The sequence below is a fragment of the Litoreibacter sp. genome, assembly GCF_039974535.1.
In the GTDB taxonomy this organism is placed as follows: domain Bacteria; phylum Pseudomonadota; class Alphaproteobacteria; order Rhodobacterales; family Rhodobacteraceae; genus Litoreibacter.
Genome location: NZ_JBDWIU010000010.1, coordinates 425,713 through 448,071, shown reverse-complemented (window position 1 = coordinate 448,071; position 22,359 = coordinate 425,713). Strand labels below are relative to the sequence as shown.

Genomic DNA, 22,359 nt, shown 5'->3' with positions numbered 1-22,359 from the left:
TTGCATGGGTTTCGCCTCTGTGGGCTTGGTCAACCGCGCGATTGTGATAGTAACCGTCCAATGCAAAGCAACCTGACATATCCCGACTGGATTGCAGTCGACTGGGGCACCTCCAACCTACGGGTATGGGCCATGACCGCAGAGGGTGAAATCCTTGCGGAGAACGCGTCCGATCAGGGCATGTCCACAGTCGCCCCCGACGAGTTCGAGGTCACGCTTCTGTCCCACATCGCGCCATGGCTAGGGAACCCCAACACGCCCGTCATTGCATGTGGCATGGTAGGTGCCCGCCAAGGCTGGGTCGAGGCCCCCTACCGCGCGGTGCCGACCACCCCAGTGGGCGATATCTTTCAGGTTCCGTGCAAGGACAGCCGCATTTCCATGCACATCCTGCCGGGTCTCAAGCAAGAGCGCTCCGTGGATGTTATGCGCGGCGAGGAAACTCAAATCGCGGGCTATCTGACGGATAACCCCGAATTTGACGGCATTCTTTGCTTGCCGGGCACCCACACCAAATGGGCGCATATCAGCGCGGGCGAGGTTGTCTCGTTCCAAACCTTCATGACGGGCGAGTTGTTTGATCTGCTCAGCCATCAATCGGTGTTACGCCACTCCATCGGGGAGGGCGGCGGCTTGGATCAAGAGGCCTTCGCGGGCGCAATCGGGGACACCATCAGCAGACCCGAGGCGGTGGCAACGCAGCTGTTCAAAATTCGCGCGGTCGATTTGGTGCACGGGGCACATGCATCGGTATCCCGCGCTCGGCTTTCCGGCATATTGCTGGGGCTGGAGCTCGCAGCGGCGCGGCCCTATTGGCTGGGTCAATCTGTGGCGCTCATCGGCCCCCCCGCGCTAAACGCGCTCTACGAAACGGCCCTGTTGGCCCAAGGCGTCGCCCCGACCCTTCACGACATGGAAAACATCACATTAAAGGGTCTGACGGCAGCGTATAAATCACTGGGCCAGTAAGCTATTGTTAAGCTTGGTCGCATCAGTTTCAGTCGAAGAAACCACGAGATAGTAGTATTATGAGTTCATCAGTTCACGATAACCGCCCCTGCACCTTGGGCGAAGGGGCCTTTTGGCACCCTGAATTGGGTAAGTTATTTTGGTGCGATGTCATCGGGAAGCGCCTGTTGTGTGACGATGGCCGCGAGTGGCAATTTGATGAACACATCTCTGCCATTGGCTGGATTTCGAAAACCGTCCTCTTGATTGCAAGCGAAACCGCGTTGCTCAGCTTTAATCTCGAGACGAACGAGAAGGCGCGCTTGTGCAAGTTGGAGGCGGACGACCCTAAGACCCGCTCCAACGATGGCCGCGCCGACCCTTATGGGGGCTTTTGGATTGGGACCATGGGCAAGCAGGCGGAACTCGATGCCGGTGCCATCTATCGCTACTACAAAGGGGAGCTACGCCGCCTGTTTGCGCCTATCACAATCCCCAACGCGATTTGCTTCTCCCCTGACCGCGCCTTCGCCTATTTCACGGATACCTATTATGCGCGAATGATGAGAGTGGCACTGGATCAGGACGGATGGCCCTGTGCGCCGCCATCCAAGGTTTTGGACTTCAGCAAGGAAGGCCAAAACCCCGATGGCGCAATCGCTACGGAAGACGGGGAGCTGCTTGTCGCACTATGGGGCGCGTCCCGTGTCGCGCATTTCGGGAGATTTGGAGAGTTGCGTGACACCTTCGAATTGCCCACATCGCATGTCACTTGCCCAGCACTTGGCGGGCCAAACATGTCGACGCTCTTTGTCACAACTGCCCAACAGGGCCTGTCCAATGAAAAACTGCGCAACGAGCCGCACGCAGGGAAAACCTTCGCCATCGAGACGAGCTTGCGCGGCACCCCTGCCCCCAAGGTTTTGGTCTCCGAAACGGTCCTGTAAACAGGCCACATCCCGCGTGTAAGAAACAAAAAACCCGCGGAGGCTTTTCAGCTTCCACGGGCTTATTGGTGGCGTTAGGTGGACTTGAACCACCGACCTAACGATTATGAGTCGTTCGCTCTAACCAACTGAGCTACAACGCCAGTGGGCGGGAGATATGAAAACGCGGCGGCGGGGTCAAGTCCCAAGTTTAGGTTTTGGGCTTGCTATCGTCACCTTTGCAGGGGAACTTCGCCCCAAAGACGGAGACTCTTATGACACTACTTAACAAATTGCGCGAAATTGTAGGTGATTCCCACGTATTGATCGACGCGGACACGGCCAAATACGACCATGATTGGAGCGGCAAATATAAGGCCACCCCAATCGCCGTGATCCGCCCCGCCTCGACGCAAGAGGTCAGTGACATCGTCAAAGCCTGCGCCGCCACCAAAACTGCGATTGTGCCGGTGTCAGGCAATACATCGCTTGCGGGCGGCACCTACGCCAAAGACGCAGTGATGATTTCGATGGAGCGCATGAACGACATCCGCGAGGTGCGCCCAGACGCCCGCATCGCGATAGTTGGCGCGGGCGTGGTGTTATCCTCCATTCACGACGCCGCTGATGCGCATGATCTCGTCTTCCCCCTGACCTTTGGGGCCAAAGGTTCCGCGATGATCGGTGGCGCGCTTAGCACCAACGCCGGTGGCTCCAATGTGGTGCGCTATGGCTCCACCCGTGGGCTGTGCCTTGGGTTGGAAGTGGTTCTGCCGGACGGCCAAATCATGGATTTGATGAGCGAGCTGCACAAAGACAACTCCGGCTACCACCTGAAGGACCTGATGATCGGGGCGGAAGGCACTTTGGGCCTGATCACAGCCGCCGTGGTGAAGCTGGTTCCCAAGCCACGCGCCTATGCCACCGCCATGGTAGCTGTGCCCGCATTGCCGGACGCGCTGACGCTTCTAAATGATTTGCAAGCCGCGACAGGTGGCTTGGTCGAGGCGTTTGAATATATGGATGCCCTCTACATTTCTGACCACTTAACGATGTTCCCTAACGCCCGAGCCCCCTTTGAGGAGCGTCACGATATCAACATCATGGTCGAAGTTGGCGCAACAGCCCCCAACCTCACGGACCTGCAATCTGACGGCACCGTGCCTCTCGTGACCTTGCTAGAGGACACCTTAGCTCAGATGATGGAGGACGGCCGCGTCAAAGATGCCGTTGTCGCCCAAAACGACGCCCAACGCAGCGAAATGTGGGAGAGGCGCGAGGCGGCTGGTGAGGTGATGCTTTTGCGCCAGCCGATGATCAACAACGATATTTGCGTGCCAGTCGACAAAGTCGCCCGATTCTTCGAGCTCATCGACGCGATGTTGGCTGATCTGGACAATGGAGCTTTGCACACCTCGGTCAGCCATCTGGGTGACGGGAACATCCACTTGCTGGTGTCCCCAACCAAAGACGACCCCAGCCACATCGACATGATTACAGAGGCGGTTGAAGACGTGGTTCTATCACTCGGTGGAAGTTTCTCGGCAGAGCATGGGATTGGCCTCACCAAAATACCGTCGATGACCCGCCGCAAGAACAAGGTGGCGCTAGCTGTCATGCGCTCGGTCAAGGCCGCGATCGACCCTGACAACATCATGAACCCCGGAAAAGTGCTGCCTCAGACCAACTGAGGCAGCAGCGCTTCCAACTCGCCCAAGTGTTTTAACACCCGAAAACGCGGGTGGTCAGTGGGCGCGTCGGCGCGTTCCATTTCCCACTCGTATTTCGCGGGGACATGGATGCCCCAACCGCCTGCCTCAATGGCGGGGACCACGTCGGACTTCATCGAGTTGCCCACCATCACTGCACGCTCCGGCCCATGCCCGTGGCGCATGAAGGCGCGGATGTAGGTCTGGGGCGTTTTATCCGCCACGATTTCAACCGCATCGAACATCTCGCCCAACCCCGACTGCGCCAGCTTGCGGTCTTGATCCAGCAAATCGCCCTTGGTGATCAGCACCAGCCGGAAGTCGCGCCCCAAGGCCTCCACTGCCTCGCGGGCATGTGGCAAAAGGTTCACTGGATGGCGCAACATCTCTTGACCGGCCTCGATGATGGTTTGGATTACATGTGCAGGCACTTTTTGGTCCGTGACCTCAATCGCAGTCTCAATCATCGACAAGATGAAGCCTTTGATGCCGAAGCCGTAGTGCCCAAGGTTCTTGCGCTCTGATTCTAACAATCGCTGCGCCAGATGGTCTGGGTCGGCATAATCGCGCAGCAAATCGTAGAAAACATCTTGGGTCAGGCGGAAAAATTCCTCGTTCTGCCAAAGTGTGTCGTCCGCATCGAAGCCGATAGTCGTAATAATATGACTCATTTAACGAAGCGTCCCCCTTTTCTGGACTCATGTGTCGCTTATATAGTAGGCCTCGCCAACCAAAAGATTGCCGCCGCAAGGGAATGCCACCTGTGACTCCGTTTGAGATCCTGATGTCAGACAATGACGACGACGCCGAGGGCGACGTCTCCGTTGTGACAAAGACAAAACCAAAGACCAAGCGGCCGCCCATGTACAAGGTGATGCTGCTCAACGACGATTACACCCCAATGGAGTTCGTCGTTCTGGTGCTGGAAAAATTCTTCGGCCTAAACCACGCGCAATCCGTAGAGATCATGCTGACAGTCCACAAAAAGGGGCTGGCCGTGGTTGGCGTCTTCGCCTTTGAGATCGCCGAGACCAAGGTCGCACAAGTCATGGATTCGGCGCGCCGCAATCAACATCCGCTTCAATGCACGATGGAGAAAGAGTAGGCTCCGCGCCTGCCACCCCCTATGACAGATACCCGTTTTTCACTGGCACTGGACCAAGACCTCCTGAGCCTGCCCGAAGGTGACGTCGCTGTATTGAATGCAGCGGGCGATATGGACCTAAGCTTTGCCGACAGTGCGCGTCTGCGCCTGAGCCAAAGCTTCTACCCCGACCATAAGGCGCTGTCCTCGCGCGGGTTCAACGTCACCGTCGACGACACCCCCGCAGTCGCGGCCAGTTTGGTGATGTGCCACCGCTCCAAACCCGCAACCTTCGATCTGGTGGCGCGGGCCTTGAAGCAAACAGCCGTTGGCGGAATTGTGGCCGTTGAGGGCGCTAAGACCGACGGCGCGGAATCGATCCTGAAGGCCGTGCGCAAACGCTTTGACGGGGTGGAAACCTACGCCAAGGCACATGGAAAGCTGTTCTGGTTCCCCCGCCCCGACGCTTTGCCTGATCTGTCCGACTGGATCGCCAAACCGATTGCGTTGGACGCAGGCTTCACCACTTACCCGGGCGTGTTCTCGTCTGACGGCATCGACAAAGGCTCCGCCTTGCTTGCCCAGCACCTGCCTGACCTGAAAGGCCCAGTGGCCGATCTTGGTGCGGGTTGGGGCTATCTGGCGCGTAAAATTCTGTCCTCCGAGGGCGTCAAATCCCTCGATATGGTAGAGGCCGACCACCACGCGCTGGAAGCCGCCAAGGTGAACATCACCGACCCACGCGCCAAGTTCCACTGGGGGGATGTGACCTACCACGTTGGCAGCAACTACGCCGCGGTGGTGTCGAACCCGCCCTTTCACCTTGGCCGCAAGCCCGCGCCGGAGCTTGGACAGATGTTCATCCGCCGCGCCGCCGATATGCTGATGCCAAAGGGCCAATTCTGGATGGTCGCTAACCGCAACCTCCCCTACGAGCAAACCTTGAACGAGCGTTTCGGGCAGGTGGATACCATCGCCCAAACAGCCGGCTTCAAGGTGATTTGTGCCCGCCGTCCGCTGACGGTTTCGCAAAGCTCTCGCGCTAAACGCTAGAATCACCCTAGTTTGATCCAACCCAACCGGAGACATTCCAATGTCATTTTCCATTGCTGGTAAGACCGCCATTATCACAGGCGCCGCAAACGGGGTCGGCCTCGCCATCGCCCGCCACTTCATCGCGGAAGGTGCCAACGTCATGATGGCAGACCGAGACGAGAAGCACCTGCGCGCCGAAATGAGCGATGTGGCTGATGATGAAAGCTCCGCGCGCATCTTCTCGTGTGATCTGCGCGAGAAGCTGTCACAGGCCAATCTCTTGTCCGCCACAATCGACGCATTTGACCGTGTCGACATCTTGGTGAATGCATCGCGTCAGGTGCTGCCCACTGACCCGATGGACGACAACGACGACTCCGTAGAGCAATTGCTGCAGCAAAACCTTCTGTCCGGTATGCGCCTGAGCCAGTTGATCGCCAAGCGGATGATCAAACAGGCCGAGGACGATGAAGACGGCGAAATGGCGGGCTCCATCGTGAACCTGTCGTCCATTGCCGCGCGGCGTTCGCGCCCCGGCCTTATGGGGTATTCGATCTCTTGCGCGGCCCTTGACCAGATGACCCGCACCATGGCCATCGCGCTGGCGCCCGAGCGCATCCGCGTGAACGCCGTGGCCTTTGGCTCCGTGATGAGCGCCAGCTTGCAAAACGCCCTCAAAGAGACGGAAGAGCTGCGCGACGACATCATCGAGCACACACCATTGTCACGCATCGCCCCTGCAAATGAGGTGGCCGAGGCGGTGCAGTTCCTGTGCTCGCCCAGCTCGAATTTCATCACCGGTGAGATCATGACCGTCGACGGTGGCCGCACGCTGCTTGATCCTGTTGAGACCGCAGCGCACTGACTTCCAGAGGATCAAATGACTTTGATCTGTCACCCACCACATTGAGTATAAATCAGAAACTCAGATGGGCGACATATCTTAGCTTGGTGTTCCTTGAGAGCGCCAATTCTTCACGAATATGCTGCATCCACGATGAATTCCACCTTCAGCTCGGGGCGGGCCAACTTGGCCTCGCCACATGCACGCGCTGGCGCATGACCGGCGGGCACCCATGCGTTCCAGACCTCATTCAGCCCATCAAAATCATTCATGTCTGCCAACCAGATGGTAACACGCAGCATATCTTCGCGTGACGATCCGGCTGTTTTCAAAAGGGCATCAACTTTATCCAAACAGATCTTCACCTGTTCTTGAATGGTGTCACCTTCGCCGACTTGGCCTGTCAGATAAGCCACTCCATTGTGTTTCACGATTTTGCTCGACCGTGTTCCGGTGTCGATACGCTCAATCATAAGAATTTTCCTCAGTTGCAGTGGTTTCCTATCCCGACCGGGACAGGTTGATCACCATATGGTCATGGCAGAAATATCGAGGCAATCTCGATTTCGTTTTATTTAGTTCAGGAATTCTTAAGTTGGCAATCGAGATCGACATGCTCAGATAACATACGTCAATCGCGACCCACGGCAGCCTGTCAGAGGCGACGGTCGCACCCCCTAAACGGTCTATCAAGGCTCTTTGCCCTTTTCGAGACAGCCGCTCTTGGCGGGCCACATAACGCCCAACGAAAAACGCCGCTGACCCGTTAAGGCAGCGGCGCTAATTCTTGCGATCTTTAACGGATCAGTCGTCGTCGCCATCAGCGCTTGGGGCGTCGGGCAGGTTGAACAGGCTGTCTGCATCAACTAGCAGGTTGTCATCCTCTTCCTCGTCATCCGCATCACCGGACAGGGTGAAGGCCTCAAGACCGGACATGGAGGACGGCAATTCGGGCTCTGGCTCAGGGGCCAGACCCAGCGACTGCTCAGTCGACACCAGCTTGCGGCGCTCTTCGTCGGACAAGGCCGTGCCCTCTTTGAGGCGTTTCGCGTTGGCTTTTTGCACGGCGGCATCCAGCTCGGATTGCTTACACAGACCCAAAGCAACCGGATCGATCGGCTGAATGTTGGAGATGTTCCAATGCGTGCGCTCGCGGATCGCGTTGATCGTGGGCTTGGTTGTCCCCACCAGCTTGGAGACTTGACCGTCTGTCAGCTCTGGGTGGAATTTCACCAGCCACAGGATCGATGCAGGGCGGTCTTGGCGTTTAGACAGCGGCGTGTAGCGTGGGCCGCGGCGCACTTCTTCGCCTTCGGCTGCGGCGTTGTATTTCAACTGCAAACGGTACTTGCGGCTGGCCACGGCTTTGTCGATTTCGTCTTGCGTGAGTTGGTTGTTGGCAATCGGGTCAAAGCCCTTCACGCCTTGCGCCACGTCGCCGTCCGCGATGCCTTGGACTTCTAGCTCGTGCAGGCCGCAGAAATCTGCGATTTGAATGAATGTCAGTGTGGTGTTGTCGACCAGCCAGACTGCGGTGGCTTTCGCCATAATGGGTAGTGCCATTGTGCTTTCTCCTAATAGCCGCCTCAGCGGACACAACTTCCCCGTCACCCGGCTTAGGGGCTGTCCCATTTGGAACAAGTTCGTGATGTTGGGGAACTTGAACGCTATATAGGGCCGGATTGATCGTAGGGGAAGAGAAAATGCGAAAGTTGTTAATTGGGCTGATGCTTTGGGCGGGACCTTTATGGGCGGATGGGGAACGGGCTGGCGACTTTGACTACTATGTCCTCGCCCTAAGCTGGTCCCCGAACTGGTGCGCGTTGGAAGGTGACGCGCGCGGGTCGGATCAATGCGACGATCGGCATGATCACGGATGGACGCTGCACGGGTTGTGGCCACAGAACGAGCGTGGTTGGCCTTCCTACTGCCGCACGTCGCAGCGGGACGCCTCTCGTGGGCAGACAAATGCGATGACCGATATTATGGGCTCAGGTGGGTTGGCGTGGCATCAATGGAAGAAACACGGGCGTTGTTCCGGCTTGTCCGCACCTGACTACTTCGAGGCTTCCCGCAAGGCCTATACCGCAATCGAGCGCCCAGCGGTATTTCGCAAGTTGAAAGATCCGGTAAAGCTTCCAGCAAAGGTCGTGGAGGAGGCGTTCCTCGAATCGAACCCTAGTTTGTCGCCCAATATGATCACCGTGACATGCAAAAATCGGCACATCCAAGAGGTCCGCATCTGCCTCGACAAGCAGTTTGAACCTCGAAATTGCGGAAGTGACACGGTAACCGACTGCACAATGAGCAACGCCATCTTCACGCCAGTTCGTTGAAAGCAAATGGAAAAACTTAACCCCCACCCCAACACACACAATGATGTGAACAGGTTTTTGGTCATTCCCTCCTGAACTTCCATCGAGGGTATGGTATTCCTTACCTAGGGAAGCGCTTTTCTGGAACTGAAGAGTGTGTGTGTTCATGTACCAAAATGGCATTAGCTCTCGTGTTTGGGGCAGCGCCGTTTTCGGTGACCAGCTTGTTACGCTGAAAATTTAACCAGTGTTGTGACCTTTAGTGTTTTAAAGGGTAAATAGTAGAAGCTGGGCTTCCCGGGCCCAGCTTACTTTTCAAACCTTCAAAACGATTTTGCCGATATGGGACGAGCTTTCCATATGTGTATGCGCCATTGCGGCATCCTCCAATGAAAACTCACTGTCCATCACCGGCCCAATCCGCCCCGCCTCCAGTAGTGGCCAGACATGCTGTCGCAACTCTTCGCCAATCCGTGCCTTCGCCAGATCGCTTTGAGGGCGCAATGTCGATCCCGTAATGGTCAGCCGCCGCATCATCACTTGGGCGAAGTTTAGCTCCACCTTCGGGCCTTGCAGGAATGCAATCTGCACCAACCGGCCATCATTGGCCAAGGCGTGCACATTGCGCGGCAGGTAATCACCACCGACCATATCAAGGATCAGGTCCGCCCCGCCCTCTGCCTTCATCACATCGACGAAATCCGCCTCGCGGTAGTTCACCGCCTGTTCAGCCCCCAATTTCAGGCAGGCCGCGCATTTCTCGTCAGATCCGGCAGTGGTGAAAACCCGCGCCCCCAAGGTCGCCGCAAGCTGGATGGCCGTCGTCCCAATCCCCGACGAGCCGCCGTGCACCAAGAATCGCTCCCCTGCGTTCAAGCCGCCGCGCATCACCACGTTGGAATAAACGGTGAAAAATGTCTCCGGCAGGGCCGCCGCTTGGGCCATGCTCAACCCGTTTGGAACCGGCAAACAGTGGGCGGCAGGCGTGCGCACATATTCGGCGTAGCCACCTCCGGGCAGCAATGCACAAACCTGATCGCCAAGGCTGACGCCTGTGACCCCATCCCCGACGGCCGCAATCGTGCCCGCCCCTTCAAGGCCCGGCAAGGGCGAGGCCCCTTCGGGCGGGTTATACATGCCAGCGCGTTGCAGCGCGTCGGGCCGGTTCACCCCTGCGTATTCCAGCTTGATCAGCACCTCGCCGTGGCGCGGGGTTGGCAGTGGCATAGTCGTGGGTTGAAGCACCTCTGGGGCGCCATGCGTGGTAATTTCTACCGCCCGCATCATCTGTGGTAGCGACATTATCGTTCCTTACTTGGGCGTCGTGTGGCCCGGCAAATCGGCGTCAAAACCAGTGCCGGGGGCTTTCATCTGCGACAGCAGCCAATTCGGCCCTGCCATCAGCTTAGCGGTCAGCGGGTTCTCGTTCATCTGCGCTTTAAATTTCTCGAACTGCATGACGTTGTCGATGCGGCGGTCCAGGAACTCCCAGGTTGCGGCATGATCTTCACTCTCGTCGCCCAGCCAGAACAGGACGGTGGCGGTGTAGACCGCCGACAAGGTGGCACGTTTGGTGTACCAGTTGTGGTCCTTGGATTGGTCCCCCAAGGCAGTCCAAATCGCATCCGCCGTACCCCAAACCAATTTGGCCCCTTCACCGGCATTCATCGGCAGCGCGAAAAAGGATGATCCTCGGCGCACCGCTTCTTTCTCTTCACCCGCCGCTTCTAGCCGGAACCGCACGCCCGCAGCGATTCGGTCGCGAAAGCGCATCGACAGCAAATTGGCCGACTTCAGCGCCGCCACCATCTGCGCGTCGCCGCGGTGGTGGAAGGCCACGGCTAAGTCCAACGCCCCACGCGGGTAGAGCGAACGCGCCAAAGCCGCGTCAATGCCCGTGTCCTGTAAGGCCGCGTCATAGGTCTCCTTGGACCAACCGTCGAATGTTACATGGGGTAGGCTCGCGTCTAGAATTTGGGTCTTGGCGTCGTCCATCGAAGGCTCCTTCTCAAAGGCTTGCTTCATGGTAGACAAATTCAGGTGGCTTTGCTATATGGCCATTTCCTGCAATCTTGCAAAATTTAACCTAGGAAGGTGGTGACACCACATGCAGGTAAGCGTTCGCGACAACAACGTCGATCAGGCTCTCCGCGCACTGAAGAAGAAACTTCAGCGTGAGGGCGTTTTTCGTGAGATGAAGCTCAAGCAACATTACGAAAAGCCTTCTGAGAAGAAAGCACGCGAGAAAGCCGAAGCTATTCGCCGTTCCCGCAAGCTGGCTCGCAAAAAGCTCCAGCGCGAAAACGGCTAAGACGCCCGACTTTCAAGCAAAGAATACAGCCCCCGAAGCCCCGTGCTTCGGGGGCTTATTTTTTGTTCTGATGGGTTAGGATGCACTCACGTGTGAGCGCGATACACTGACAGATTTTACCTACCGCTTTAGACCTAACCGCGTTCATCACGTCATAGATTTACACTTCACACTGCATGCAACGAATGATCGGAAGAGCCCTAAGCAGGCTTCAATACTGTCGGTTCAATAAGATGTCGCGGGCCGGGTCCGGACGAACGCGCGCGGTCGTCAGGATTGTAAAGCGCACATCGACGCAGCGAAAGACAACCACACCCAATACAACCATCCAGCGTGTCTCGTAGCCGCTCAGCCTTAGCGATACGGGCATCTAGATCACTGCGAAACTTGGTTGCCATGCGAGTCCAGTCAGCGCGTGACGGTGCACGACCTTTAGGAAGGACTTGCATCAGCACTCCAAGATCACGCAGCGAAACACCCAACTCCTGAGCGATCATCACAAAGCTCAGTTTGCGAATGTCGGAGCGGTCATAGCGCCGATGCCCAGAGGCGTTTTTATAGGGCTCCACCAAACCATGTGTCTCATAAAATCGAATGGCCGACACGGCCAGCCCTGTGCGATCGGCAACAGCCCCTATGGATAGACCTTGTGAAATAGGCATAAAAACCTCTTGACCTAAAGTTAACTTGAGGAATTACAACATATTTACAAGAAGCTTACAAAGGAGAAAACCATGTCAGAGTTAGAGCACTTAAACGTCACTGTGAAAGACGTCGCAACTACAGCGACAATGCTGTGCGATCTTTTTGAATGGGAGGTCCGCTGGGAGGGCGCGTCGATCTATGAGGGGCACTCAATACATGTTGGTAGCAAGGCCAGCTATCTGGCCTTGTACACACCTTCAACCGACACAAACGCCCCTGCCGAAACCTACCACAGGCGCGCAGGATTAAATCATATCGGTATCGTCGTGGACGATCTGGACGCAGTTGAAGCTAAGATCAAAGCGCGGGGCTATGTACCCAATAGCCATCAAGATTACGAACCGGGACGCCGGTTTTATTTTGAGGATGAGAACGGGATTGAATTCGAGGTGATCTCGTACACATGACGTTGAATTCAAAGAGGGCTGCCCCTAGCGGGCAGCCGCTCAACCCGCAGGCAGCTTCGCCGAATTATCGTCTGGATCGTCATCAAAAACCTTGCGCGTCTTCACGCCGGGGAATTTGGCGAAGGCTTCCATAGTCTTCTTCGGGAAGTACGACACCTTGATGCTCTCAAAGCCCGGCAAACGGCTAAGAATGGTGCTGGTCGACAAGGAGCACGACGCCTTCGGCACGGCGCCAAACGAGGCGGCCTCTTGCAAGGCCAGCTCCGCCACTTCCGGCGAGACTTCCAATTCTTGGATAATCGTGTGGTAGGTTTCGCGGGTGTGGTAGTCGACGTAAACGCCGACCATGCGGTCATTCATGCCGTAATGCAGGTCGTTGCGCTCGGGCGCGTTGGGGCTCCACCATGTGCCGGCTGGGTCCCAAACGACCCGCTGCGAGCCGTTGATCAGCAAGCCCGTATGCCCACCTGCACCGGAGCGGTTGTTGATCACAGTGATCAGCGTCAGCGATGCAGGACCAGTGTGCCTGTAAGCCTTGGAGCGCACTTCATCGTCAGGTGCCCATACGGATTCAACTCCGCAGGATGACAAAAGGGCAACGACGCCAACTAGTAAAAACAACCGCTTCATAAGACGAATATCTTAGCCGTTTACCATAGCCAAAAGCACCAAGAAGATCAGGATGCCGATGACAGCGTAAGTGGTGAATTTAGCGAACCCAGCGAACATTCTCTCATGCTCGGTTACGTCCATGGAGCCGTGTTTGTGCTCAGCCATTGTATCTCTCCGTAATTCGTTTTTTGTGCAGTACCGGATTCTTTCCCCGCTGTCACGCGACAGGGGGACGCGGGGGCGCAATAATCAGGCTTTGTCCAAGTCCTGCGCCAGCCGGAACCCAATTCTGTTTGGCTCAGGTTGGTCCACTTGCTTGGGCAACGTGCGCAATTGGACGTTTAGCTGGCTGACGTGCTGGATTTGCTGGGTGCGCGCGCCGCTTGGGTCCGAGCCGTAGAAGGTGATGATGTCAGGGGCGTAGAACCCGATGCCCTCGATGCGCATAACGCCCGTGTCACCGCCGACAAAGCCCATGGCAATCTCGTGGTCGTTGTCCAGCTTCTCCTCGAAGTTTTTGATGTAGAGGATCAAGCGCTCATAAGCCCACTCGGAGGGGGACTTTTGCTCGATCGGGGTCTTGCTCATCGCCTCTGGAAGGGGCTCCACCTCGGGTGTGGAGCCGCAGTCATTGACGTGAACAACCCCTGCCCTACGTAGCGCGGAGGCCTCGACTGCTTCGGCGGTTGTCTCGATTTTTTCGTCCATGGGTCAGGCCTCTTTGCGTTGATACACGTATGCCCCATCTTCACGCAAAGTTCGCACCACTTGTCCAGCCAAATATAGATGCGCGCAATGAGCCACGCTCTCCACTAAGGCCAATCCATACTCACCACCGCGAATTTCGCGCTTAAATAGCGGCACAAAACACTCATGCGCAGATTTGGGGGTATCCAGGAAGTCATGAAGGCGTTTCAAGGCTCCGTGGTGATTGTCGATCAACTGGCGCATCCGCAAAGGCAGCCCAGTGAACGGCAGTTTGTGCCCCGGCAAAACCAACTGATCGGGCGCAGCAAAGCCCAAAAGGCGCTCGCAGGCTTCCAGCCAATCGGCGACGGGATCGGCGTCTGGCTCCGTTGGGTAGACCCCAAGGTTGGGGCTAATCGACGGCAACAACTGATCCCCGCCAAGCACCACACCGTCCGACCAAAGCGTCGCGTGCTCGGGTGCGTGCCCATTGCCTATGCGCACATGCCAGTCGCGCCCGCCCGTCCGCAGCGTGTCGCCTTCGCGGATGCGGCGATACCCAAGCGGCATCGGATACACGCAATCGGAGAAATTGAACGGGCGCTCAGTTGCGCGCTTGTCGAAAATGTCCGCGTCCATGCCAGCATGTTTCCAAAACTGTAGCGCCTCTGCGGTGGGTAAATCCTGCTCATCCAGAACCAGCATCCGCGCCATCAGCCACGCGGTGCGGGTCGTGACCAACTCCGCCCCATGCTCCGTTTGGAACCAGCCTGCCATGCCGATATGGTCGGGGTGGTGATGCGTGACAATCACCCGCGATACCGGTTTCCCTCCAAGCGGGCCAGCCATCAGCTTTTCCCAGATCGCAACACCGCGCTTTGAGTAGAAACCAGTGTCGACGATCGTCCAGCTGTCGCCATCATCCATTGCGTAAATATTGACGTGGTCCAGCTTCATTGGCAGCGGCAGGCGCATCCACAAGATGCCATCCGCAACTTCGATTGCTTCGCCCTCGGCTGGAATATCCGCAAACGGGTAACTTAGCTTTTCGCTCAAGCGACAAAATCCTCTTCGCTCAGCTCATACAGGTCCGCAGCCCCGCGACGGGCTTGCTCAGCAAGGCCAGAATGCTCCGGCAACAGGCGCAAAATATAGACCGTGGCCAAACGCCTACGCGCACTGTCCGCACCCGCCACATTCGCAGCACAAAGATGGAAGTACCCGCCCAAAACGCGGGCGAATAGGCGCAGATAAGGCACGGCCCCCGCAAAGCGGTCGTTCATGTCTTGCTCGACCAGCCATTCGGTCGTTTCGCGCAAGGTCTCTGCGGCCGTGAACACTGGCCCCGCAAGGTCTGGCAGCGTGGCTTTGCAAGTTTCCGCATAGGCTTCGATCTCGTCAATCAACGCATAGGCCGCCTCGCCGCCGTCCATCATCTTGCGCGCAACTAGGTCCATTGCCTGAATGCCGTTGGTGCCTTCATAAATCGCAGTAACGCGCACGTCGCGCAGGAACTGCGCCGCACCAGTTTCCTCAATGAAGCCCATACCGCCGTGAACCTGAATGCCCTGCTCGGACACCTCAACGCCTGTGTCGGTACCAAAGGCTTTGGCAATTGGGGTCAACAAGGCCGCGCGCGCCGCGTGTTCCGGCGCACCCGTCGCCACTTGCATATCAATGGCCACAGCGCAGGCCGCAGCAATGGCCCGCGCCGTGAACACATCCGCCTTCATTTGCGCCAACATACGGCGTACATCCGCGTGGCCCAGAATGCTGTCGCCCACCGCGGCTTTGCCTTGCTTGCGGTCTTGCGCGTAGCTCGCCGCTTGCTGGTAGGCGGCTTCCGCAACCGCAATCCCTTGGCCCCCGACGCCAACACGAGCGTTGTTCATCATGGTGAACATCGCGGCCATCCCGCCGCCCGGTTTGCCGATGATCCAGCCGGTCGCCCCGTCATATTGCATCACCGCAGTGGGGGAGCCGTGAAGGCCCATTTTATGCTCCAGCGACACCACCTTCAACGAGTTGGCCACCCCTGGCTTGCCATTCTCATCCGGTATCAGCTTCGGCACCATGAACAGCGAAATACCTTTGGTCCCTGGGGCCCCATCTGGAAGGCGCGCAAGCACTAGGTGGCAAACGTTCTCGCTAAAATCGTTGTCACCCCAACTAATGTAAATCTTCTGGCCTGAGACCGCATAGGTGCCGTCGCCGTTGTCCTCGGCCTTGGACTTCAACGCCCCCACGTCAGAGCCCGCCTGAGGCTCTGTCAGGTTCATCGTGCCGCACCATTCGCCAGAGATCAGTTTCGGCAGGTACAAATCCTTGATCGCATCAGAGGCATGATGCTCCAACGCTTCGATCTGACCTTGGGTCATCAGCGGGTTCAATTGCAGTGACAGGCAGCTGCCGCCCATCATCTCATTCACCGCGTTCTGGACCGAGAAAGGCAAACCCATGCCGCCGTATTCAGGGCTGGCGGCCATGCCGATCCAACCACCTTCCGCGATGGCTTTATAGCCGTCCGCGAAACCGGGGGAGGTGCGCACAACTCCGTTTTCCAGCTTGGCAGGATGCAGGTCGCCGTTGCGGTTCAAGGGGGCTAAAACTTCGTTCGACATCTTGGCCGCCTCGTCGAAGATGGCCGAAACCATGTCCGGCGTTGCCTCGGCGAAACGTTCTGTCGCGGCGACTTTGTCGAAGCCAACAATGTGGTCGAGTAAAAATTGGTAGTCAGCAGCTGGGGCACGGTATGGCATGCTCTGTCCTCACGTTGCGCATCACGCGGCTTTGCAAGGGGCCGCAGGATCAGATAAAGGGTCGATCGTTAATGCTTCAGGATAGCCATTCTCGGGCCTTTGCATCAAGTGAAACGCCACGTCAGTACAAGGTCCGCCAACATGACCACCCTTACGACCCAACTGCTGCGCTCCGATGAGGTGGCCCAAGCGGCACAAATGCTGCAAGCAGGCCAACTCGTCGCTTTCCCGACCGAAACGGTTTACGGGCTTGGCGCGAATGCCAAAAACGGCGAGGCGGTTGCGGCGATTTATGCGGCGAAAGGCCGACCCAGCTTCAACCCGCTGATCGTCCATGTCCCCTCACTTGCGCAGGCTGAAAAGTTGGCGGTGTTTGACGACGATGCACGCGCCTTGGCGGATGCCTTCTGGCCCGGTCCGCTATCGTTGGTCTTGCCTTTGAAAGATGGTCACGGGCTGTCGTCCCTGGTCACCGCAGGATTGGACACCGTCGCCATTCGCGTGCCGGCCCAACCCCTCGCACGCGAACTTCTGGCGCAAGCTGGCTGCCCAGTCGCCGCCCCCTCCGCCAACCCCTCGGGCCAGATCAGCCCCACCACAGCCGCGCATGTGACAGCAGGGCTGTCGGGGCGGATTGATGCGGTCATAGACGGCGGCCCCTGCACAGTCGGGGTGGAGAGCACGATTGTCGCCACAAATCCCGTCAGGCTTCTACGGCCGGGCGGGTTGCCGGTTGAGGCCCTAGAGGCCGCAGTAGGCCACGCGTTAGATCACGACCTAAACCCATCCACCCCAAGTGCACCGGGGCAATTGACATCGCATTACGCCCCCAACGCGGCGGTGGTACTGAATCAACTCAAAGGCGCTCTGATGCTGGGGTTTGGCTCGGTAGACGGGCAATTGAACCTGTCCGCGTCAGCAGACCTGCGTGAGGCGGCGGCCAATCTCTTTGCGATGCTGCGTCAGATGGATGCCTTGGCAAAGGGTCAGGACAAGGGCGAGGGTGAAGGCCAAATTCATGTGGCCCCGATTCCAATGGCCGGCTTGGGCCTTGCGATCAATGACCGGCTCTCGCGTGCCGCAGCTCCTCGATCAAACTAGCCTAATCAGGCGGACCCACCGCCCGGTGACAGCATCAACGGATCAACCCCCAATAGATCCAACGCGCCAACCCATTTGGCGTCATTCGCCCCCTTGAAGATCAGGTCACTATCCGCGTCGCTAATGAGCCAGCCGTTGTTTTGTATCTCTTCTTCAAGCTGCCCCGGCCCCCAACCAGCGTAACCCATGGTCAGCAGGCATTGCTCAGGCCCCTCACCCGTCGAGATGTCCTCAAGGATATCCAGCGTTGCGGTCAGCCCATAGCCGCCCTCAATCTCCAACGTGCTGTCGTCGCTATGGTAGTCGGGTGTATGCAAAACAAAGCCACGCCCATAATCCACGGGACCACCGACATGGACGCGAATTTCACGGGCTTTAGGGGCTTCGGGAATATCCAGTTGTTTCAACAGGTCGTTAAACCGCAAATCCCGCGCGCTTTTGTTCACGATCAGCCCCATGGCCCGATCTTCGGAATGTGAGCACATAAAAATAACAGACCGCGCGAACCGTGGATCTCCCATATCGGGCATGGCGATAAGCAGTTTTCCTGCCAATGAAATCGAATCAAAACTCATGGCGACAAACTGGTCATTTGGGCGGGGGCATTCAAGGTGCCCTTTCCCACTCAACACGTCAGTTATGACAAACTCTCGCTCAAACGTGAGTTTATTGTCATATAAGGAGCCGCTATCGGTGGGTTATGTCCAATAGTAGCCTTCTTAAACTGACCAGTGCTTGCCTTTCAGCCTTAGCCTTGCTCACTCCTGCGGCCTCCGCGCAGGTACTGACCAATGACATGTCGGAGGTTGTGACCGTCGATATTCTACCAGGATGGCTCGATGCGAACGGGATCCATTATGCGGGCCTTAAGTTCACCATGGCCCCGGAATGGAAAACCTATTGGCGCGCCCCCGGTGATGGCGGATTGCCGACCTTGTTGGAATGGGACGAATCCGAAAACCTCGATGACGTGAAGATGCTTTGGCCAACACCTCAGGTGTTTCGCCAACATGGGCTGCGCTCTATCGGCTACGACACAGACTTCATCTTGCCGCTGGCCTTAAAGCCAGAAGGCGACGGGCCGATAGAACTCGACGGGTTGCTTCGTTTTGGCCTGTGCAAAGAAATTTGCCTGCCTGTGAGCATAGATCTGCAAGCAACGCTGCAATCGGACCAAAAAGAATACGTCTCGGAAGTCAGCCAAGCGCTTGCCAACCGGCCCATGACCGCAGCCTTAGCGCAGGTTAAGCGGGCTGACTGCTCGGTAGACTATCTTGAAGGTCGCGCGGAAATTCGGGTTCAGCTCGACATGCCCGCGTTTGACGGCAAGAACGAGGCGCTGGTCATCGAGGCCGCGAATAAAGACCTCTGGATCAGTGAACCAAAAGTCGCGCGTGACGGGAACATCCTTAGCTCCACCGCTGAGGTCCTTACTCACGACGCCACGCCATTTGAGCTGGACCTTACCCAATTGCGCATGACCGTAATCACCACGCAGAATGCGGTAGATATCTTCGGCTGCGACTAAGTCGCCTTGAGGCGCGCGCCAAGGTGAAGCAGCGCCGCGACTATCCAACTTACAATCAACAGCGCGACGGTTCCCGCAAGGAACATCAGCAAGGCTGACGTCACGACGGCCCCATCCATCGCGAAAGCGTCCAACTGCTCTGGCAGGGCACCCTTGAAGATCGCGCTGCCCATTGTGGCCGCGAACATGGAGGCGATCACGGCCACCAAGCCAAGTGTCACCCAGCGCAAAGCCCCTTGCGATCTCAACGCCCGTTTCAATGCGGTCGTTTGCTGTGCCACATCCGCCTGCATCGCCATGAGTGATGGCACGACCAGCAAGACCAGCACCAAGCCAAAGCCCAACCCGTAGCACAATGTAATGACCGTCGGCTTCAAGAATTGCGCTTGGGAGGACGTCTCAAACAACAAGGGTGCCAACCCAAGAACCGTGGTCAGGGTCGTCAGTAAAACGGGCCGCAACCTGTCGGAGGTCCCGTCGATAATCGCAGGGATCAACCCGCGTTCCTGTGCGTATTCATCCACCGTAGAGACCAACACAATCGAGTCGTTGATGATGATCCCTGTCATCCCAATCAGCCCGATCACCGTGAACATCGACAGTGGCACACCCCACGCGTTGTGCCCGTAAATGGTGCCTACCAACCCAAACGGTATGATCAGCATAATAACCATCGGCCGCGTCCAGCTAGAGAAGACCCACGCCAGCGCCAAGTAAATCCCGACTAAGCACAGTAAGAACCCTAGTCCCGCATCGGTGAGGAAGTCGGATTCCTGCTCCGAAAGTCCTGACAGGTCTGTTGAGACACCAAAGTCCTGCTCAATGGTCGGCAATATCTCTTCTTGTAGGCTGACCATGATCTCTTCGGCGCGCACCGGATCATCCTCAGACAAATCGCCCGTGACGGACACCAACCGCACACCATTCTCACGTCGCACCGTGGAGAAGCCCGATTGGCGCACAACGGCCACGATATCGCTCAGCGGGACGTATTCTCCGGACTGCGCCAAAAGGAAGGTCCGCTCAAGGAAGTCGGCGGTCAGCTCGCCTTTTGGCAATTCAACGCGGATGGTCGCGGAGCGTGGCCCATCCGGATAAGTCGCCGCCTCAATGCCGTTCAACCGATTGCGGAGCACACGGCCAAGATCGTCAATCTTGAAGCCAAGAGCTTGGCCTTGGGCCGTAAGATCAAGGATCAACTCCTCCTTGTCGTAAGCAAGGGTATCTTCCAACGCCGACACTTCGGGGAATTTCGCCAAACTCGTTTTTAACGCCTCGGAGGCACCTTTGAGTGTGTCAGCTTCCGCACCATAAATTTGCACGTCCAACGCATCCCCACCAGGGCCAGATCGCCCGCCACGAAAGCTCACGGTTTCCAGCATCGGGTGCCGCCGCACGGTGTCTTGCAATTCGCCGATGAATTGGAAGCTGGAATAGGTGCGCAAATCCGCGTCGATCAACTCAATCGCCAAGGACCCCAGTTGGTCGGTGTCTTTGGTGTCTTGTCCTGCCAAGCCGCGCCCTGTGGTCCCGCCCACCTCGGCCAAAACGTAATCAATCGGGCTGCGGCCATGCTCCGCTTCGTACTTCTCGGCCAGCTCGTTGGTGGCGCGTTGCATTTCACGCATCATCGCAATGGTGTCGTCACGGGTCGCGCCGGGGAGCATGGCAAAGTTGCCAGAAATGGAGCCTCGTTCCGGCGCATTAAAGAACCGCCATGTCACGTCGCCCTTGATGAACAACGCGGCTTGCGACATCAGCAAAACCAACGCCCCCGCCATCACCGGATAGCGCGCCCAAATGACGCCAGCGATGAACGGGCGGAATAGTTTTTCGCGCGACCAGTCGAAGCCACGCGTAATGGTGCGCGACGGCCAGTCGTACCAGCGTTCTTTGCTTTGCGCGGCCAATGCATGGGCCATGTGATTGGGCAGGATCAAGAAGCACTCTATCAGCGACGCAATCAACACCACGATCACGGTAAACGGGATATCTCCGATCAGGTTCCCAAACCGCCCTCCAACCGCGACCAACCCAAAGAAGGCGATAATGGTGGTGATGGTTGCAGCAAAAACCGGTTGCGCCATGCGCCGCGCCGCGTTCTCGGCGGCTGTGGCGGGGTCTTCGCCCAGTCGTGTCGCACGGAAGTCCGCATGCTCGCCCACCACGATGGCGTCATCCACCACGATGCCCAGCGTTATGATCAATGCGAAAAGCGATATCATATTGATGGTGATCCCAGCCGCATACATCAGCGCGATGGCGCCCAGCATGGCCACGGGAACACCTGCGGCCACCCAAAACGCCGTGCGCGCATTGAGGAAGAGGAACAGCAGCAACACGACCAAGCCAAGGCCCATCAGCCCATTGTCGAGCAGGATGTTCAAACGCCCCGAAATCGCCTCGGAGCGGGTGCGGATCAACTCCACCTTAGTGCCTTCGGGCAGGGTCAGCTCCAATTCGTCAGCGACCTCTTGCACCTGAGCTTGAATGGCAATCGCATCCCCTTGAGAGCTGCGATCAACACGCACAGATATCGCGGAGTTTTCCCCCACATAATACGCCCGCTCGCGATCAGTCCCTTCAACAAAAATGGTAGCGACATCGCCAACCGTCAGTTTCGATCCATCCTCGTTGGATCGCAAAACGATCCCCGAAATTTGGTCCGCGCTGCGTTTGGCCACACCCGTGCGCACCCGCGCGTTCGCCCCGTCCACGTCACCCGCAGGATCAGCCGAGGCCTCGCCCCGTATGGCTTCAGCAATCTGCGCCATAGTCACGTCATTGCGGATCAATGACAAAGACGACACTTCCACAATAGTCTCAGGTGCGGCGACCCCGCGGATGGTCGCGCGGGTTACGCCAGCCGCAAACAAACGGGTTACGAATTCATCCGCAAAGCGCCCCAATTGGTCCACTGACACAGGCCCGGATATCACGACATCTGTGACCCTGTCGCGCCAAGCGCCACGTCTTACGCTGGGTTCTTCCGCATCCTCGGGCAAGTTCGTGACAGTATCAACCGCCACCTGAACATCGTCGGCGGCGCGCGACATATCCCAACCGGGTTCAAATTCAAGGCTAACGCTGGCGCTGCCTTCGCGCGATTGCGAGCTGGTGCTTTCAACACCCTCCACCGACAGCAAAGCAGGTTCCAACAGCTGGATAATCGCGCCGTCGACATCCTCAGCCCCTGCCCCGTCCCATTGCACGTTGACCGAAACACTATCAATCACGACGTCAGGGAAAAACTGCGTATTCATGCGTGGAACTGCCGCCGCGCCGATGGCGATCATGATCACCAAAAGCAGGTTTGCAGCGGTGCCGTGGCGCGTGAAGTAGGACAGAACGCCACCAGTTTTAGACGCGATTTTTCCGATTTTCATGA

At 57.5% G+C, this 22,359-nt stretch carries 24 protein-coding genes and 1 tRNA gene; 11 read left to right on the top strand and 14 right to left on the bottom strand.

Features of this window, described 5'->3' with window-relative positions; genetic code table 11:
• Positions 1–60: 60 nt before the first annotated feature.
• Both ABJN86_RS09870 and ABJN86_RS09865 read left to right on the top strand, forming a co-directional pair.
• Positions 61–969, top strand: coding sequence for a 2-dehydro-3-deoxygalactonokinase (locus tag ABJN86_RS09870; RefSeq protein ID WP_348366732.1), 909 nt, complete (start codon positions 61–63; stop codon positions 967–969).
• A 59-nt stretch (positions 970–1,028) separates the two neighbouring features.
• The gene (locus ABJN86_RS09865; RefSeq protein ID WP_348366730.1) at positions 1,029–1,895 is read left to right on the top strand and encodes an SMP-30/gluconolactonase/LRE family protein; all 867 of its coding nucleotides are present in this window, start codon (positions 1,029–1,031) and stop codon (positions 1,893–1,895) included.
• A 66-nt stretch (positions 1,896–1,961) separates the two neighbouring features.
• Here ABJN86_RS09865 and ABJN86_RS09860 read toward each other — a convergent pair.
• Positions 1,962–2,038 (bottom strand) — tRNA-Met (locus tag ABJN86_RS09860).
• Positions 2,039–2,149: 111 nt separating this feature from the next.
• On the opposite strand from ABJN86_RS09860, the gene ABJN86_RS09855 reads away from it, so the two are divergent.
• On the top strand, positions 2,150–3,565 hold the full coding sequence (locus ABJN86_RS09855) for an FAD-binding oxidoreductase (protein WP_348366728.1): 1,416 nt from the start codon (positions 2,150–2,152) through the stop codon (positions 3,563–3,565).
• Here ABJN86_RS09855 and ABJN86_RS09850 read toward each other — a convergent pair.
• Positions 3,553–4,254: an HAD family hydrolase gene (locus ABJN86_RS09850; RefSeq protein ID WP_348366726.1), complete on the bottom strand. Its 702-nt coding sequence runs from the start codon at positions 4,252–4,254 to the stop codon at positions 3,553–3,555. The genes ABJN86_RS09855 and ABJN86_RS09850 overlap by 13 nt on opposite strands.
• A 113-nt stretch (positions 4,255–4,367) precedes the next feature.
• Here ABJN86_RS09850 and clpS point away from each other — a divergent pair, with 113 nt between their 5' ends.
• Genes clpS through ABJN86_RS09835 form a run of 3 tightly spaced genes read left to right on the top strand, consistent with a single transcriptional unit; the run spans position 4,368 to position 6,567 of the window.
• Entirely contained in the window at positions 4,368–4,688 is a 321-nt protein-coding gene (clpS, locus tag ABJN86_RS09845; RefSeq protein ID WP_348366933.1) for an ATP-dependent Clp protease adapter ClpS, read from the top strand.
• A gap of 21 nt (positions 4,689–4,709) precedes the next feature.
• Positions 4,710–5,720 carry a class I SAM-dependent methyltransferase gene (locus ABJN86_RS09840; RefSeq protein WP_348366725.1) on the top strand — a complete coding sequence of 337 codons (1,011 nt, stop codon included), beginning with the start codon at positions 4,710–4,712 and terminating at the stop codon, positions 5,718–5,720.
• 40 nt (positions 5,721–5,760) lie between these two features.
• Entirely contained in the window at positions 5,761–6,567 is an 807-nt protein-coding gene (locus ABJN86_RS09835; protein WP_348366723.1) for an SDR family oxidoreductase, read from the top strand.
• A 110-nt stretch (positions 6,568–6,677) separates the two neighbouring features.
• Here the strand turns inward: ABJN86_RS09835 and ABJN86_RS09830 are convergent, their stop codons facing one another.
• A complete protein-coding gene (locus ABJN86_RS09830; RefSeq protein WP_348366721.1) occupies positions 6,678–7,019 on the bottom strand; it encodes a RidA family protein in 342 nt (113 codons plus the stop codon).
• Between the two features lie 331 nt (positions 7,020–7,350).
• Positions 7,351–8,109, bottom strand: coding sequence for a cell cycle transcriptional regulator TrcR (locus ABJN86_RS09825; protein ID WP_348366720.1), 759 nt, complete (start codon positions 8,107–8,109; stop codon positions 7,351–7,353).
• Positions 8,110–8,249: 140 nt separating this feature from the next.
• Between ABJN86_RS09825 and ABJN86_RS09820 the strand changes: the two genes are divergently transcribed.
• A complete protein-coding gene (locus tag ABJN86_RS09820; RefSeq protein WP_348366718.1) occupies positions 8,250–8,882 on the top strand; it encodes a ribonuclease T2 in 633 nt (210 codons plus the stop codon).
• 294 nt (positions 8,883–9,176) lie between these two features.
• On the opposite strand, the gene ABJN86_RS09815 is transcribed toward ABJN86_RS09820, so the two are convergent.
• Complete coding sequence (locus tag ABJN86_RS09815) at positions 9,177–10,163, bottom strand: NAD(P)H-quinone oxidoreductase (protein WP_348366716.1); 987 nt, start codon at positions 10,161–10,163, stop codon at positions 9,177–9,179.
• Between the two features lie 9 nt (positions 10,164–10,172).
• Positions 10,173–10,856, bottom strand: a complete 684-nt coding sequence (locus ABJN86_RS09810; protein ID WP_348366714.1) for a COQ9 family protein — start codon at positions 10,854–10,856, stop codon at positions 10,173–10,175.
• A 112-nt stretch (positions 10,857–10,968) separates the two neighbouring features.
• On the opposite strand from ABJN86_RS09810, the gene rpsU reads away from it, so the two are divergent.
• The gene (rpsU, locus tag ABJN86_RS09805) at positions 10,969–11,172 is read left to right on the top strand and encodes a 30S ribosomal protein S21 (protein ID WP_348366712.1); all 204 of its coding nucleotides are present in this window, start codon (positions 10,969–10,971) and stop codon (positions 11,170–11,172) included.
• Positions 11,173–11,372: 200 nt separating this feature from the next.
• Here the strand turns inward: rpsU and soxR are convergent, their stop codons facing one another.
• Positions 11,373–11,834: a redox-sensitive transcriptional activator SoxR gene (soxR, locus tag ABJN86_RS09800; RefSeq protein WP_348366710.1), complete on the bottom strand. Its 462-nt coding sequence runs from the start codon at positions 11,832–11,834 to the stop codon at positions 11,373–11,375.
• A 72-nt stretch (positions 11,835–11,906) separates the two neighbouring features.
• Between soxR and ABJN86_RS09795 the strand changes: the two genes are divergently transcribed.
• Positions 11,907–12,284 (top strand): VOC family protein, encoded by a 378-nt coding sequence (locus tag ABJN86_RS09795; RefSeq protein ID WP_348366708.1) that lies wholly within the window; start codon positions 11,907–11,909, stop codon positions 12,282–12,284.
• A gap of 39 nt (positions 12,285–12,323) precedes the next feature.
• Here ABJN86_RS09795 and ABJN86_RS09790 read toward each other — a convergent pair whose 3' ends face one another.
• The 5 genes from ABJN86_RS09790 to ABJN86_RS09770 all read right to left on the bottom strand — a co-directional run bounded on the left by ABJN86_RS09790 (position 12,324) and on the right by ABJN86_RS09770 (position 16,342).
• A complete protein-coding gene (locus tag ABJN86_RS09790) occupies positions 12,324–12,914 on the bottom strand; it encodes a hypothetical protein (RefSeq protein WP_348366706.1) in 591 nt (196 codons plus the stop codon).
• 12 nt (positions 12,915–12,926) lie between these two features.
• Entirely contained in the window at positions 12,927–13,061 is a 135-nt protein-coding gene (locus ABJN86_RS09785; protein ID WP_348366705.1) for an aa3-type cytochrome c oxidase subunit IV, read from the bottom strand.
• An 84-nt stretch (positions 13,062–13,145) separates the two neighbouring features.
• Positions 13,146–13,604 (bottom strand): DUF6173 family protein, encoded by a 459-nt coding sequence (locus ABJN86_RS09780; RefSeq protein ID WP_348366703.1) that lies wholly within the window; start codon positions 13,602–13,604, stop codon positions 13,146–13,148.
• Between the two features lie 3 nt (positions 13,605–13,607).
• Positions 13,608–14,639 carry an MBL fold metallo-hydrolase gene (locus ABJN86_RS09775; RefSeq protein ID WP_348366701.1) on the bottom strand — a complete coding sequence of 344 codons (1,032 nt, stop codon included), beginning with the start codon at positions 14,637–14,639 and terminating at the stop codon, positions 13,608–13,610.
• Complete coding sequence (locus ABJN86_RS09770) at positions 14,636–16,342, bottom strand: acyl-CoA dehydrogenase (RefSeq protein WP_348366700.1); 1,707 nt, start codon at positions 16,340–16,342, stop codon at positions 14,636–14,638. The genes ABJN86_RS09775 and ABJN86_RS09770 overlap by 4 nt, the downstream gene beginning before the upstream one ends.
• Before the next feature lie 141 nt (positions 16,343–16,483).
• On the opposite strand from ABJN86_RS09770, the gene ABJN86_RS09765 reads away from it, so the two are divergent.
• Positions 16,484–17,443: an L-threonylcarbamoyladenylate synthase gene (locus ABJN86_RS09765; protein ID WP_348366699.1), complete on the top strand. Its 960-nt coding sequence runs from the start codon at positions 16,484–16,486 to the stop codon at positions 17,441–17,443.
• A gap of 5 nt (positions 17,444–17,448) precedes the next feature.
• Here the strand turns inward: ABJN86_RS09765 and ABJN86_RS09760 are convergent, their stop codons facing one another.
• Positions 17,449–18,018: a YqgE/AlgH family protein gene (locus ABJN86_RS09760; RefSeq protein WP_348366697.1), complete on the bottom strand. Its 570-nt coding sequence runs from the start codon at positions 18,016–18,018 to the stop codon at positions 17,449–17,451.
• Between the two features lie 125 nt (positions 18,019–18,143).
• On the opposite strand from ABJN86_RS09760, the gene ABJN86_RS09755 reads away from it, so the two are divergent.
• Positions 18,144–18,971: a protein-disulfide reductase DsbD domain-containing protein gene (locus ABJN86_RS09755; RefSeq protein ID WP_348366695.1), complete on the top strand. Its 828-nt coding sequence runs from the start codon at positions 18,144–18,146 to the stop codon at positions 18,969–18,971.
• Here ABJN86_RS09755 and ABJN86_RS09750 read toward each other — a convergent pair.
• Positions 18,968–22,357 (bottom strand): efflux RND transporter permease subunit, encoded by a 3,390-nt coding sequence (locus ABJN86_RS09750; protein WP_348366694.1) that lies wholly within the window; start codon positions 22,355–22,357, stop codon positions 18,968–18,970. The genes ABJN86_RS09755 and ABJN86_RS09750 overlap by 4 nt on opposite strands.
• Between the last annotated feature and the right edge of the window lie 2 nt (positions 22,358–22,359).